This window comes from Methylorubrum extorquens, from assembly GCF_024169925.1.
In the GTDB taxonomy this organism is placed as follows: Bacteria; Pseudomonadota; Alphaproteobacteria; order Rhizobiales; family Beijerinckiaceae; genus Methylobacterium; species Methylobacterium extorquens_A.
In genome coordinates, this window is the sequence record NZ_JALJXF010000001.1 from 3,523,280 (window position 1) to 3,537,120 (window position 13,841).

Annotated in this window: 14 protein-coding genes; 4 read left to right on the plus strand and 10 right to left on the minus strand. The window is 70.1% G+C overall.

Annotated features, from left to right (window positions below; all coding sequences use genetic code 11):
* Positions 1-6: 6 nt before the first annotated feature.
* The 5 genes from J2W78_RS16630 to gloB form a co-directional block, all read right to left on the minus strand.
* The gene (locus tag J2W78_RS16630) at positions 7-2,169 is read right to left on the minus strand and encodes a glycoside hydrolase family 3 N-terminal domain-containing protein (RefSeq protein ID WP_253372266.1); all 2,163 of its coding nucleotides are present in this window, start codon (positions 2,167-2,169) and stop codon (positions 7-9) included.
* Between the two features lie 209 nt (positions 2,170-2,378).
* Positions 2,379-3,602: a GGDEF domain-containing protein gene (locus tag J2W78_RS16635; RefSeq protein ID WP_253372268.1), complete on the minus strand. Its 1,224-nt coding sequence runs from the start codon at positions 3,600-3,602 to the stop codon at positions 2,379-2,381.
* Between the two features lie 168 nt (positions 3,603-3,770).
* The gene (locus J2W78_RS16640) at positions 3,771-4,757 is read right to left on the minus strand and encodes a site-specific tyrosine recombinase XerD (protein ID WP_253372270.1); all 987 of its coding nucleotides are present in this window, start codon (positions 4,755-4,757) and stop codon (positions 3,771-3,773) included.
* Positions 4,754-4,906: a histidine kinase gene (locus tag J2W78_RS16645; protein WP_253372272.1), complete on the minus strand. Its 153-nt coding sequence runs from the start codon at positions 4,904-4,906 to the stop codon at positions 4,754-4,756. Before J2W78_RS16645 ends, J2W78_RS16640 begins: the two co-directional genes overlap by 4 nt.
* 260 nt (positions 4,907-5,166) lie before the next feature.
* Positions 5,167-5,946, minus strand: coding sequence for a hydroxyacylglutathione hydrolase (gene gloB, locus J2W78_RS16650; RefSeq protein ID WP_253372274.1), 780 nt, complete (start codon positions 5,944-5,946; stop codon positions 5,167-5,169).
* A 230-nt stretch (positions 5,947-6,176) separates the two neighbouring features.
* On the opposite strand from gloB, the gene J2W78_RS16655 reads away from it, so the two are divergent.
* From J2W78_RS16655 to J2W78_RS16670, 4 genes are all read left to right on the plus strand, one after another.
* Positions 6,177-6,911: a class I SAM-dependent methyltransferase gene (locus tag J2W78_RS16655; protein WP_056192650.1), complete on the plus strand. Its 735-nt coding sequence runs from the start codon at positions 6,177-6,179 to the stop codon at positions 6,909-6,911.
* Positions 6,912-6,950: 39 nt separating this feature from the next.
* Positions 6,951-7,646 carry a MarC family protein gene (locus J2W78_RS16660; RefSeq protein ID WP_253372276.1) on the plus strand — a complete coding sequence of 232 codons (696 nt, stop codon included), beginning with the start codon at positions 6,951-6,953 and terminating at the stop codon, positions 7,644-7,646.
* A gap of 75 nt (positions 7,647-7,721) precedes the next feature.
* Positions 7,722-8,525: a 4-hydroxy-tetrahydrodipicolinate reductase gene (gene dapB, locus J2W78_RS16665; protein WP_253374068.1), complete on the plus strand. Its 804-nt coding sequence runs from the start codon at positions 7,722-7,724 to the stop codon at positions 8,523-8,525.
* A 136-nt stretch (positions 8,526-8,661) separates the two neighbouring features.
* Positions 8,662-9,300 carry a 2,3-bisphosphoglycerate-dependent phosphoglycerate mutase gene (locus J2W78_RS16670; protein WP_253372278.1) on the plus strand — a complete coding sequence of 213 codons (639 nt, stop codon included), beginning with the start codon at positions 8,662-8,664 and terminating at the stop codon, positions 9,298-9,300.
* Positions 9,301-9,303: 3 nt separating this feature from the next.
* Here the strand turns inward: J2W78_RS16670 and bchI are convergent, their stop codons facing one another.
* From bchI to rpoN, 5 genes are all read right to left on the minus strand, one after another.
* Complete coding sequence (bchI, locus tag J2W78_RS16675; protein ID WP_253372279.1) at positions 9,304-10,317, minus strand: magnesium chelatase ATPase subunit I; 1,014 nt, start codon at positions 10,315-10,317, stop codon at positions 9,304-9,306.
* 140 nt (positions 10,318-10,457) lie between these two features.
* Positions 10,458-10,799: a hypothetical protein gene (locus J2W78_RS16680; protein WP_253372280.1), complete on the minus strand. Its 342-nt coding sequence runs from the start codon at positions 10,797-10,799 to the stop codon at positions 10,458-10,460.
* Position 10,800: 1 nt separating this feature from the next.
* Complete coding sequence (gene ptsN / locus J2W78_RS16685) at positions 10,801-11,268, minus strand: PTS IIA-like nitrogen regulatory protein PtsN (RefSeq protein ID WP_253372281.1); 468 nt, start codon at positions 11,266-11,268, stop codon at positions 10,801-10,803.
* 198 nt (positions 11,269-11,466) lie between these two features.
* The gene (hpf, locus tag J2W78_RS16690) at positions 11,467-12,075 is read right to left on the minus strand and encodes a ribosome hibernation-promoting factor, HPF/YfiA family (protein ID WP_253372282.1); all 609 of its coding nucleotides are present in this window, start codon (positions 12,073-12,075) and stop codon (positions 11,467-11,469) included.
* A 112-nt stretch (positions 12,076-12,187) separates the two neighbouring features.
* Entirely contained in the window at positions 12,188-13,723 is a 1,536-nt protein-coding gene (gene rpoN / locus J2W78_RS16695) for an RNA polymerase factor sigma-54 (RefSeq protein WP_253372283.1), read from the minus strand.
* Positions 13,724-13,841 lie beyond the last annotated feature (118 nt).

Genomic DNA, 13,841 nt, shown 5'->3' on the forward strand with positions numbered 1-13,841 from the left:
ATCGCGTCAGCGCCGCGCCTCGTCGCTGCCCGGCGGCCCGCGCCAGCCGGTCTCGACGGTGAAGCCGGCGCTGCGGGTGGCGAGGGAATCACCGCCGACATGGGCGAGGTAGGTCCCGGCCTCGACCACGAGCGTGCCGTCCGGCTCGTGGTAGCCGACGTCGCGCGCCGGCACGCGGAAGCTCGCGACCCCGGTCTCGCCCGAGGAAAGGTCGAGGAGCGCAACGCCCTTCAGCAGCCGCTTCGGCCGGCTGCGGCTCGCCACCGGTTGGCCGAGATAGAGCTGCGCCACCGCCCGGCCCGGCCGCGTGCCGTAATTGGTGACCGACGCGCGCACCTCGAGCACCGCATCGTAGCGATCCCCGACGCCGACGCGCGGCGTCACGATCTCCGGCTCGCCATATGCGAAGCGGGTATAGGAGAGGCCGTAGCCGAACGGGAACAGCGGCAGCGGCGATTCGTCGGCGTAGCCCATGGTCCAGCGCGAGCCGGGGATGTGCGGGCGCCCGCCCGGCAGGGTGTCGTAGGTCAGCGGCAATTGCCCGACCGTGCGCGGCCATGAGACCGGCAGTCGACCCGCCGGGTTGGCGTCGCCGAACAGCGTCTCGGCCACCGCCGGCCCGCCCTCGGTGCCCGAGAGCCACGCCATCAGCACCGCCTGCGCCTGCCCAAGGGCATCCCTGAGTTCGGTCGGGCGCCCCCCGACCACGACGAGCGCGACCGGCTTGCCGGCACCGGCGACCGCTGCGAGCAGATCGTACTGAAGGCCGGGCCAGGAGAGGGTGGCGCTCGACGAGCCCTCGCCCGAGCGGTCCCGCGGTTCGCCCATCACCGCCACGACGAGGTCGGCGCCGGCCGCCGCCTCGACCGCGGCGGCAAACCCCTCCCGGTTGTCGCAGACGCGCCCGCAGCCCGGCGCGAAATCGATCGCGACACCCGCCGCGGCGGCGCGCTCGCGCAGGCCCGCCTGGATCGTCACCGCGTCCCATTCCTGCCCCGTGCCCTCGTGCGGCCCGACCTGATCCCAGGCGGAATCGGCGAAGGGACCGACGACGGCGATGCGGCGCACCTTGGCAGGGTCGATCGGCAACAGATCCTCGCGGTTCTGGAGCAGGACGAGGCTCGCCCGCGCCGCGTCGCGGGCGAGCCTCCGGGTCTCGGGGCGCAAAAGCTTTTCCTCCGCCCCGTCCGGATCGGCCACGGGACGGTCGAACAGGCCGAGTCCAAACTTCAGCCGAAGCACCCGGCGCACCGCCGCATCGACCGCAGATTCGGGAACGCGCCCAGCCCGCACCTCCTCGGGAAGGTGGCGGAGAAACAGCCCGCTCGTCATGTCCATGTCGACGCCCGCCGCCAGCGCCTTGCGCGCGGCCTCCGCCCCGTCGCGGGCGACACCGTGCTTCGTCAGGCTGGCGATCGCCTGCCAATCGGCCACGACGAGGCCGGAAAAGCCCATCTGTCGACGCAGCAGACCCGTCATCAGCGCTGGGTCTGCGGTGGTGGGCAGGCCGTTCAGCGCGGTCAGCGCCGTCATCACCGCGTCGGCGCCGGCCCGGATGCCCTCGCGGAACGGCGGCAGATGGAGGTCGTGCAACTCGGTGGGCGCCACGAAGGTGGCGTCGTAGTCGCGCCCGCCGAGCACGGCGCTGTAGCCGACGAAGTGCTTGAGCGTGCTCGCGAGTCCGCCATCGCGAAAGCCCTCGACCTGCGCGGCGGTGAGCCGCCCCGTCAGCCACGGGTCTTCGCCCAGGCCCTCGACCACCCGGCCCCAGCGCAGATCGCGGGCGACGTCCGCCATCGGCGAGAAGGTCCAGTTGAGGCCGACCGCCGCCGACTCGCGCGCCTGCGCGGCGGCGGCGCGGCGCACGAGCCCGGCATCGAAGCTCGCGGCCATGGCGAGCGGCAGGGGGAAGATGGTGCGGTAGCCGTGAACGATGTCGAGTCCGACGAGCAGCGGGATGCCGAGCCGCGAGGAGCGGGCGAGCCGGTCGGCCTGCGCGACGAGACCGGCATTGTTGAAGTTGATGACCGCCCCGACCTCGCCGCGGCGGAAGGCATCGAGGTCGAGGACCGGCTCGTGCGAGATCAGGTTGAGCTGGCCGGCCTTTTCCTCAAGCGTCATCCGGACGAGCAGAGCTTCGATCCGGCTCTCGGCCGGCTCCGAAGCCATCGCCGGGGCGCCGAGGGCAACGGCGCAAGCTGCGGCACCACGGATGATCCACCGAGCCAGCCGCCGCATCGTCACCGTCTCCCCGGAGCGGTTCCACCGCCCTCTCTCACGGGACGTGACGATGCCTCACGAAGGGGCGCGCCGTCGATGGAGCACGGTTCAGGTTCGGTGAATGGCAGGCAGATCGGTGTGGACGGCGCGCGTGACGCTCACGGCGACCGCATCCGGCTCCGTCGACCTTCCGTGGCGCGAAGGCCGATGCACGGGCCCGCCGTCTCGGCGACGGGAAGGCGATCCTCGCCCGCGGCGACCACCCTGTCGCGTCCGGCATGCTTGGCGCGGTAAAGGGCGTCGTCGGCCCGGCGCAGCAGGTAATCCAGGCTGCCGCGGATCTGGCTTTCGACCGCCACGCCCACGCTCACGCGCATCGCGAGTTCCGGATAATCCGGATGAACGAAGCGCGCGACCGCGGCCCGGACATCCTCGGCGACCCGCAAGGCCGCCCGCTCGTCGAGCCGTGGCAGCAGGCACGCGAATTCCTCGCCGCCCATCCGCCCGAACACCGCCCCGGGCGGCAGCAGAGGGTCGGCGACATGGCAGAAAGCGGCCAAAGCCGCGTCGCCGACGCTGTGGCCGTAGCGGTCGTTGATCGCCTTGAAGTGGTCGAGGTCGAACAGGAGCAGCGCAGCCGGTGCGACGGCGAGGCGCCGCTCGGCGCCGGCGACCAGAGCGCGGCGGTTGGCGATCCCCGTGAGCGAATCGGTCTCGGCTGCGAGCCGCTGTTCACGCTCAGCCCGCTCCTTGGTCAGCGCCATGAACACGAAGGCGATTGCGACCGAGAACAGCGTGCCGGCAAAGCAGAGGATGGCGATCCACGGCGAGGCGATCGCGACCGAGGCCGGTATCGGCATCGGCATGGCGAACGCCAACGGTATGCGGATCCAATAGAGGCCGGCATAGGTGGCCAGCAACACCAGCGCCGGATAACGGGAGACCAGGGGCTCGCTGCGGCCCTGCCAGATCAGGCGTGCGCCGGAGGCGCAGTAGAGCCCGGCGAGGATCGAGGCGAGGCTGACGCGGGCGGCGAGCGACTCGAAGAAGGCAGGGATCAAGCAGGCCGCGAGCCAGGTCACCGCGCCGGCCAAGACCCAGCCGAGCCGCAACGGGCGGCCCTCGAAGGCGCGCACGCCGCTCCAGATCAACCCATAGCCGCCGATCATCACCGCGTTGGCGAGGCCGATGGACAGGCTGTCCGGGATCTGCCCCCGCAGGCCCAGCATCAGCGACGCGCCACTGCCGACGATGTGGGCGATGCCCCAGACCGCCAGGGAGCGCTCGCGTCGGGTCTGGCTCCACGACAACAGGAACAGCACGCCCACCACGAAGGTGACGGCGACCGTCATGAAGAGAAGCGTCGAGAGATCGAGGCGCATCGTATCCCTGGCACCGGCCCATACGGACCGCTGCGCCGCCTCCCCTCATCCTAGTGGTCTCAAGATTGGTCTGAGAGCGACTTCGATGTCAACAGCATCGCCGAGCGCTTATTAGGCAGATTTTCGAAATTCCATTGCCCTATCCATCAAGACCCAACAATGTACACTTTAATACGGTTCTTTAGGGGAAACATTGCTCACCCCGACCTGTTCGCCCCGGTCGTTGAGGGGGTGAAGATCGCGCACCATGCCCTTCAACCGTTCATCGAGGACGTGCGTGTAGATCTGCGTGGTCGAAATGTCGGCATGCCCCAGCAACTCCTGGACGATGCGCAAATCCGCGCCGTTCTGGAGCAGGTGGCTGGCGAAGGCGTGGCGCAGGACGTGCGGGCTCACCCGGTCGGCCCGCAGGCCCGCCGCAGCGGCGGCGGTCTTGAGGTCGCGGGCGAAGGCCTGCCGGGTGAGATGTCCGCTCTCGCTCTCGGCGGGAAACAGCCAGGCCCCCTCCGCGGTGAGGTACGCAACGTGGGCGCGCATGGCTTCGCGGGCGAGGTCGGTGAGCGGCACGAGGCGCTCGCGTCCGCCCTTGCCCTTGACCACGAGGTAGCGCTCGCGGGTGGCGGCGGCCGAGCGCGGCAGGGCCACGAGTTCCGAAACGCGCAAGCCCGTGGCGTAGAGGAGTTCGAGCAGGCAGAGCATTCGCGCGGCCGAACGGGCCTCGGCCCGGTCGTCGCCCGCGGCCTCAACCCGGTCCCGCGCCGTCGCGAGCAGGCGATCGACCTCCGCCACCGACAGGACCTTCGGCAGGCCCTTGGCGCGCCGGGGGGCTGCGACCGGTGCGGTCGGATCGGTTTCGGAATGGCCCTCCGCGTAGAGGAAGCGGTGGAAGCCGCGGATGCAGGAGAGGCGCCGGGCGGCCGACGACGCCTTCAGTCCGCGCGGCTCGAGGGAGGCGATGTAGGCGCGAACCTGATCGGCCTGCGCCTCCTCCGGATCGATCCCGGCTTGCACGAGGTAGCCGAGATAGTCGTCGAGGTCGCGCCGATAGGCGGCCAGGGTGTTGGCTGCCGCACCGCGTTCGGCGGCGAGCATGTCGAGAAAGAGCTGACCCGGATCCTCCGCTCCGCCTGGCAGCGCGGAACCGTCCGCGTTCATCGCCCGCCCGGCTGGAGCTTCGCTGGGGGAATGGTGACGCTGATCTCCCGCGGCGTCGGCTCAACGAAGGTCGCCAGTGCGAACATCCCGGCGAAGACGAGGCCCGCGAGGATCGCGATCGTGGCGAGGAAACGGAACAGGGTGGGCAAGGGAACCGGCCTTTCGCCGAGGATACGCGGACGAGCGGGTCGTGTTGCGATGCGCAAACCGTGGGTTTCGATCACACGCCGGAGGCTCGAAGGCAAGGTCTGGCGGAGCACAGGCGGCGCGGTCAAGGGATCGTCCACCGGACCCCGAGGCTATCGCTCGACCGCGATCACCCCGGTTCCGTGCCGGCCTCCGTCAGCGACGGCCAGCTCCGCCGCGTCAGGCTTCGAGAGAGAGCCGTGCGTTGCCCCTCGCCCGATTCTCAGAATCGGTTCTTCCAGGCCCGCAGCGCGGTGAACACCGCCGCCGGGTCGGAGCCCGGCTCAAGTCCAGCCGAGCGGGCGAGCACCGGCTGGCCCACGCGCAGGAACGGATTCGTCGCCTTCTCCTCGCCGATGGTCGACGGGATCAGGAAGCGGCCCTGCTCGGCCAGCCGCTCGGCTTCGGCCACGCGCTCCTTCAGATCGGCGTTGTCCGGATCGGCGGCCAGGGCGAAGCGGCCGTTCGAGAGAACGTAATCGTGACCGCTATAGACCGCGGTCGCGTCGGGCAGGTCGAGGAAGCGGCTGAGGGAGCGCCAGAGCGTCTCGGGCTCGGCCTCCATCACCCGGCCGCAGCCAAGGGTGAACAGGGTGTCGCCCGAGAACACCACGCCGGCATCGGCGAAATGGTAGGTCACGTGGTCGGCGCAATGCCCCGGCGTTTCCCAGACCGCGGCGGTGAGACCGCCGACCGTCACCGTGTCGCCCTCCTTGACGGTGCGGGCGGCGCCCGGCACCGCCCCGCGTGCCTTCTCCGGCACGGTCACCCGCGCGCCGGTGCGCTCCACCACCTCGGGGATCCCCTCGATATGGTCGCCGTGGCGGTGGGTGACGAGAATGTCGGTGAGTTGCCAGCCCTCCGCGTCGAAGGCGGCAAGCACGGGCCCGGCCTCCGGCACGTCGATGGCGGCGCAGGCGCCGCTGGCGGGATCGCGGATCAGCACGCCGATATTGTCGCTCCGGCACAGGAAGGTGCGGATTTCGGGGGCTGCTCTCGTCATCGAAGACCTTTCGCGAAAACTGATTTCTCCGCCCGGGCGGTCACGGGGTTAAGGCCGCCGAGGGAGATCGGCGCCGGGACGCGCACTGCAAACCTCGGCGAGGAACCGTTGCATGGCGGCGACGGTTCCGGCATCGGAGACGCCGCCACGCTTGCCTGACGTCTGCGCGATCCCCATTGATGCGGAATCAGCCCTGCGGAGGACAACCGGCCGTGCCGGCACCCCATCCGATGCGCCTCGACGTCACGGACCTACGCGCGTTCTACGCCAGTCCGCTCGGCGTCGTCACGCACCGTGTCGTCGGCCGGACGATCCACGGCTTCCTCGGCTCCGTCTCGGGGCTGCGCGTGCTCGGTCTCGGCTACGTTACGCCCTATCTCGGCCCCGTCCACGTCATTGCCGAGCGGACGCTGGCCTTCATGCCGGCGACGCAGGGGGTCGTGAACTGGCCCTCCAGCGGGCGCTCGGTGACGGCTTTGGCCGACCTCACCATGCTGCCCCTGCCCGAGGCGGCGGTCGATCGCGTCATCCTCGTCCACGGCCTCGAAGCGGTGGAAAGCCCGAGCGAGCTGCTCGCCGAAGTGTGGCGGGTGCTGACACCGGGCGGACGCCTGATCCTCGTCGTGCCCAACCGTACCGGCGTCTGGGCGCGGCGCGACGCGACGCCGTTCGGCCACGGCCAGCCCTACAGCCGGTCGCAGCTCTCGCGGCTGATGCGCGACACGCTGTTCTCGCCGGAGGGCTGGGCCGAGACGCTCTACATGCCGCCGATCCGCAGCCGGTTCTGGCTCCGCACCGCCGCAGCCTGGGAGCGGTTCGGCACCGGCCTCGCCATGCCGTTCGCCGGCCTGCACGTCGTGGACGCGACGAAGCAGCTTTACCGGCCGATTGCCGTGCGGCAGGTGCGCCGGCTGGAAAGCCGCGTGCCGGCGCGGGTGCTGGTGCCCGCCGGACAGCCGGGCTAAAGCCGGCGCGTTTCCCTCCCCTTGTCGAGCCGAGCGAGCATGCTGCCATCCGTTGGCTTCGAAACCGTGCTGACGAGCTTCCTGCTCGCGCTGTCCAGCCTGTTCTCGATCGTGAACCCGGTCGGCTCCGCGCTGATGTTCGCGCAGATCACCTCCGACCGCTCACAGGCCGAGCGGGCGGAGCTGTCGCGGCGGATCGGCTTCTACGCCGCCCTCGTCATGCTGGCCGCCCTCTGGGCCGGCGCCCCGATCCTCAACTTCTTCGGCGTGTCGCTGGCGGCCCTGCGCATCGCCGGCGGCCTGTTCGTGGCGGCCTTCGCTTGGACCATGCTCACCGCCCCCGAGGCGCGGGAGGCCCGCAAGCATGCCGAGGTCGAGACCGAGCCGGAGACCGGCGAAAACCTCGCCGAGGTCGCGTTCTTCCCGCTCACCTTGCCCTTCACCACCGGGCCCGGAACCATTGCCGTCGCCATCGCGCTCGGCGCGAACCGCCCCTCCGAGCCCGGCGACCTCGCCGGCTTCTTCCTGGGCGCCTCCCTGGCGGCCCTGGCCATCGCCGGGGTGATCCGTCTTGCCTACGGCTCGGCGGACCGGGTCGTGACCCTGATCGGATCGGTGCGGGCACGGGTGCTCGGGCGTCTGTCGGCCTTCCTGCTGCTCTGCGTCGGCACGCAGATCACCGTCAGCGGCGTATCGGATGTGCTGGGGCCGCTAATCGCGGCGCAGCGGGTATAGACAGGTCACCGGCCCCCACCCGTGCGATCAGCGCCGGGTGAGCCGGCCATTCATCGGAGCGAAGAGTCGATCATGATGAAGCTCGTCGTTGTGGGCGCCGAAGGGCGCATGGGGCGGATGCTGATCCGTGCGGTCGCGGAGGCCGAGGGCTGCACGCTGCACGGCGCCGTCGAGCGCGCGGGCTCGGCCGTCATCGGCCAGGATGCGGGGATCCTGGCCGGCCTCGGCGAACTCGGCGTGCCGGTGAGCGACGACCCCCTGTCGCAGTTCGTAGCCGCCGACGGGGTTCTGGACTTCACCGCCCCCGCCGCGACGGTCGCCTTCGCCGAACTCGCCGCACAGGCCCGCATCGTCCACGTCGTCGGCACCACGGGACTATCCGAGGACGACCTGACGCGGCTGAAGGCGGCGAGCTACCATGCCCGCATCGTGCGCTCGGGCAACATGTCGCTCGGCGTCAACCTGCTGGCCGGCCTCGTGCGCAAGGTCGCCGCCACGCTGGGCCCGGAATTCGACATCGAGGTGCTGGAGATGCACCACCGCATGAAGGTCGATGCCCCCTCCGGCACGGCCCTGCTGCTCGGCGAGGCGGCGGCGGAAGGCCGGGACGTGTCTCTGACCGAGACTCGCGTCTCGACCCGCGACGGCCATACCGGCGCGCGCCGGCCCGGCGATATCGGTTTCGCGACTCTGCGCGGCGGCTCGGTGGTCGGCGACCACAGCGTGATCTTCGCCGGCCCCTCGGAGCGGATCACGCTCTCGCACCACGCCGAGGACCGGGCCATCTTCGCCCGCGGTGCCGTACGGGCGGCGCAATGGGCCTTCGACAAGCCGCCGGGCCTCTACGGCATGGACGACGTGCTGGGGCTTCGCGACTAGACTCACGTACGAATAACGAATCCAACGGAACGTCAGGCTTAGGCTTGGGAGGGGCCGCCGCGTCTGATAGAGGCCCGCCCAAGATCGCGAGGCGCCGTGCGGCCGCCCCGTCCCCTTCTCCGGAGAGACCCGTCCCATGGAGCGCCTGCTCGTCCTCGCTCGGCATGGCCAGAGCGAATGGAACCTGAAGAAGCTGTTCACCGGCTGGCGCGACCCGGAGCTGACGGAGCTCGGGATCGACGAGGCCCGCCGCGCCGGGCGCTGGCTCAAGGGCCAGGGCACGCAATTCGACGTGGCTTTCACCTCGAACCTGCGGCGCGCCCAGAACACCTGTTCGCTGATCCTCGAGGAGATGGGCCAGGGGGGCCTGGAGACGATCCGCAACGAGGCATTGAACGAGCGCGACTACGGCGACCTCTCCGGCCTCAACAAGGACGATGCCCGCGAGCGCTGGGGCGACGCGCAGGTTCACGAGTGGCGCCGCTCCTACGACGTGCCCCCGCCCGGCGGCGAGAGCCTCAAGGACACCGCCGCACGGGTGCTGCCCTATTACATCCAGACGATCCTGCCGCGCGTCATGTCGGGCGAGCGGGTGCTGGTCGCGGCCCACGGCAACTCGCTGCGGGCCCTGGTCATGGTCCTCGACGGCATGACCACCAAGACCATCGCCAGCCTCGAGATCGCCACCGGCATCCCCCTGGTCTACCAGCTCAAGGCCGACACCACGGTCGAATCGAAGACGGTCCTCGACAAGGACATCGACCAGGACGACTGAGGCTCAGCCCGGTCCCAACACCTCCTCCACGGCCCGCGCCACGCGCGCCGTGGAGCCCGACTCGTCGAGGGGGTTGCGGCGCAGGCGGTGGCGGAGCGCACTCGGCGCAACCTGCCTGAGATGCGCGACGGACACCGTCTCGGCCCCGTCGAGGGCGGCGAGCGCCCGGGCGGTGCGCATCAGCGTGAGTTCGCCGCGCAGGCCGTCGGTGCCGAGCGCGAGGCAGAGCCGGGCCGCATTTTCAAGCACATCATCGGGCACGCTCACGCCGCCCAGCCGCTCCCGCGCGGCCAAGATCGTCTTCTGGAGCGCCTTCTCCGCCTTGGCTTGCGCAGCACAGAACGCCTCGCCGTCGCGCTCGTAGGCGTCGCGCCGCCGCACGACCTCGATGCGGGTGGCGATGTCGGTCGGCGTCGTCACCTCGCAGGCGAGACCGAAGCGGTCGAGAAGCTGCGGACGCAACTCCCCCTCCTCCGGGTTGCCGCTGCCGACGAGGACGAAGCGGGCCGGATGGCGAAGCGACAGGCCCTCGCGCTCGACGGTGTTGACGCCCGAGGCCGCCACGTCGAGCAGGAGGTCCACGAGATGATCCTCCAGCAGGTTCGCCTCGTCGATGTAGAGGAAGCCGCGGTTGGCCCGCGCCAGCAGGCCCGGCTCGAACGCCTTTTCCCCCTTGGTCAGCGCCCGCTCCAGATCGAGCGCGCCGACCACCCGGTCCTCGGTGGCGCCGAGCGGCAGGTCGACCACCGGCACCGGGATCTGGTGGCTCTTGCCGCGTCCGCGCACGCAGTGCGGGCAGGCCTCGGCCGGGCTGTCGGGCGAGCAGGAATAAGGGCAGCCGGCGACCGCCCGGATCTTCGGCAGCAGCGCCGCGAGCGCCCGCACCGCGGTGGACTTGCCGGTGCCCCGGTCGCCGAAGACGAGGACGCCGCCGACGGACGGATCGACCGCCGCGATCAGGAGCGCCCGCTTCATCTCCTCCTGGGCGACGATGGCGGTGAAGGGAAAGGCAGGCACGCGCGATCAGCTTCCTGAGCCGGAGGGGCCCGGAAAGGGCTCACGGGCGGTTGCACCGATCATGCACGAATTGCGCGGCACGAACAGCCGCGCTCGATCTCACCGCGGGGCAATCGAGCTTCGCATGACGGCGCGGCGCTTCACATCCCGCGGCAGCGGCTGCGCAGGAGGCCCGAGAATTCCTTTTCCGAGGTCTGGACCTGGGTCAGGCGCTCGGTCCGTTCGGGGCCGGACAGGCAGCGACCGTAGACGCCGGCGATCCGGCGCATGGTCTCGACATGGCGGCGCCAGACGCGGCAGAGGCTCGCCTCGTCCTCGCCGCCGCCTTCGAGCTGCTCGATCGCCTGCCGCTGCATCGAGCCCGCAACGAGCACGTCGCGGGCACAGGCCGCCTCGCCTTCCGCGCGCAGGCTGCCGGGAGCGAGGAGCGCCGCCAGAACGAGGCCGGCGCCAAGGGCGGCGCTCGGAGAAGACACGGCCATGTCAGGCGGCCTGCGTCGTCGGGCCGTTGGCCAGCAGGGCATAGAGGGCGGTCGCGTCGCGGGCGCTGCGGATGCGCTCCAGCATGCCGGGCTCGCGCAGGAGTCGGGCGACCTGGGCCAGCGCCTTCAAGTGGTCGGCCCCCGCGCCCTCGGGAGCGAGCAGGAGAAAAGCGACGTCGATGGGTTGGCCGTCGAGGGCGTCGAAATCCACGGGCTTATCCAGCCGGGCGACGAGACCGAACAGCCGGTCGAGTTGGGGGAGCTTGCCGTGGGGGATCGCCACGCCGTCGCCGATCCCGGTGGAGCCGAGGCGCTCACGGTGGAGCAGGGTTTCGAAGACGTCGCGCTCGGACAGGTGCGGGAGGTGGCGAACCGCATGGGCGGCCAGTTCCTGCAGGACGTGCTTTTTGTCCCGCACGCGCAAGGAAGAAACGACCGAGTCCGGGTTCAGAAATTCGAGCATCGGCATGAAAACTAAACGCCTCGTGGGCGGGATCCATCCAGCGATCCCGCGTTCCCATGCACGACTGCCGAGATCCGACGTCCCCGGCATGGAGCGCCTTACGAGCCTGTCCGGATCCCGGAAACCGTTCCCGGCGCCGGTCTCCGGAGCTTCGTGAAGGACCCCGAACTTCCCGTCCGAGTGGATTTGAGACGAGCCTCTTTCTCAGTCCCGCTCGCCGGGCGGATCGACCCACCCGATCGCACCGTCACTGCGCCGATATACGACGTTGATGCGCCCGGTGCCAGCGTGAACGAAGACGACGACCGGGGCGCCGGTCATGTCGAGGGCGGTGACCGCCTCGCTGACGGATTGGCGCTTGAGCGTGCGCGTGCTCTCGGCCACCACCGGGGGGTGCGCCCCCTCCTCCGCCTCGGCGTCGAGCGGCTCCTCGTCCACCTCGTCGTCGGGCGCGGCGAAGACGGCGTAGGCCGCCTCGATGTCGGCCCCGTTGTGGCTCGGCGCGCCGTGATCCTTCAGCTTGTGCTTGTAGCGGCGCAGGCGCTTTTCGAGCTTGTCGGCGGTCTGCTCGAAGCTCGCATGAACGTCGTGCGCCGCACCCGAGGCTTCCAGCGTCAGCCCGGTGACCAGATGCAGCACGCAATCGGTTCGGTATGCCGGCCCATCGCGCCGCAGGGTCACGTGCCCCGTGCAACTGGTGCTCATATGCGGATCGAGATACTTCGCGAGGGTCGCCGCCATGCGGTCCTCGACCCGGCCTCGCAGGGCCGTACCGAGATCGAGGCCATGCCCCGTCACCCGCAAACCTGCCATCGACGTCTCCGCTCTTCGTCCCGGGACATCGAGAGTTAGAAAGGGGGACGGGGCAAGTCAAACGCGAAGGCGAGCCGGCGCAAGGCTTTCACACCTGACGACGCGACCAGGGTCAGCGGGCGGCCGTGGCCATCTTCTCCCGGCGGCGCTCGATCGACGAGGGGATCCGCAGCGACTCCCGATACTTGGCGACAGTACGGCGGGCGATGTCGATGCCCTCATCGCGCAGCCGCTGCACCAACGCGTCGTCGGACAAGACATCGGCGGCTTCCGCATCGACCAACTGCTTGATGCGGTGCCGCACGGATTCCGAGGAATGGGAGGCGGCACCGGCCGCGCCGGGGATCGCGGCGGTGAAAAAGTACTTCATCTCCAGGGTGCCGCGGCTGGTGCCGATCGACTTGTTAGAGGTGACGCGGGAGACGGTCGATTCGTGCATGCCGATCGCCTCGGCGACCGTCTTGAGGTTGAGCGGACGCAGGTGGGCGACACCGTGCAGGAAGAAGGCGTCCTGCTGGCGGACGATCTCGGTGGCGACCTTGAGGATGGTGCGCGCCCGCTGTTCCAGGCTTCGGGTAAGCCAGTTCGCCGTCTGCAGGCACTCGGACAGGAATGCCTTGTCACCGTCCGCCACCGCCCCCTTCGAGACGCGCGCGTAGTAGCTCTGGTTGACCAGCACCCGCGGCAGCGCCTCGGAGTTCAGCTCGACGAGCCAGGAGCCGTCCGGCGCGGGGCGAACGAACACGTCGGGGATCAGCACCTCGACCGCGTGGGCGCCGAAGGCGCGGCCGGGCTTGGGGTCGAGGCGGCGGATCTCGGACAGCATCTCGACGAGATCTTCGTCGTCCACGCCGCAGAGGCGGCGCAGGGCCGGGAAGTCGCGCTTGGCCACGAGATCGAGGCGCGAGACCAGCGCCTGCATCGCCGGATCGAACCGATCCTGCTCGCGAAGCTGGATCGCGAGGCATTCGGCGAGGTCGCGGGCGGCTACGCCCGGCGGATCGAAGGTTTGGACCAGTTTCAAGATGCGGGCGACATCATCGAGCGAGGCGCCGAGCCGCTCGGCCACGCCGTCGATGTCCTCGCGCAGGTAGCCCGCATCGTCCACCGCATCGATGAGGAAGCTGCCGATCAGCCGGTCGGACGGATTTTGCGTCGCGAGGTCGAGCTGTGCGGCGAGGTGCTCGCGCAGGCTCGTCTCGGCGGTCAGCGTCGCCTCGAAATCGGGAAGCTCCCCGTCGAAGCTGCCGCCGGCATTGCCGTAAGGCGCCGGGGTCAGCGAGAGCATGTCCCCGGTTCCGGTCTCGCGCGGAGTGGGATTCTCGTCGGCGAACACGTTGTCGAGGCGCGTGTCGAGGTCGCCCTCGATCTCGCTGCGGCTCTGGGTCATCTCGGAGCCGAGCCATCCCTCAGGCTCCGACCCGTCGCCCCCGTCGTACTCGCCGTCGCCCGAAGCCTCCGGCGCCTCGCGCTCGGGCTCCCCCTCGGATTCGGAGCGCTCCAGAAGCGGATTGCGCTCCAGTTCGGCATCGACGTAAGCCGAGAGATCGAGCTGCGAGAGCTGCAGAAGCTTGATCGCCTGCAGCAGTTGCGGTGTCATCACCAGGGCCTGACCCTGGCGCATCTCGAGCCGCTGGAGCAGACTCATCGCGACGCCCAACCTTCAGAAATCATTGAAAAATCGCAGCCCGCGGACGAGCCGCATCGAACTCGGCACGTTCTTTGCTTCTCCTTTGATAGATCTAGCGCCATCGGTTCGAGACGTC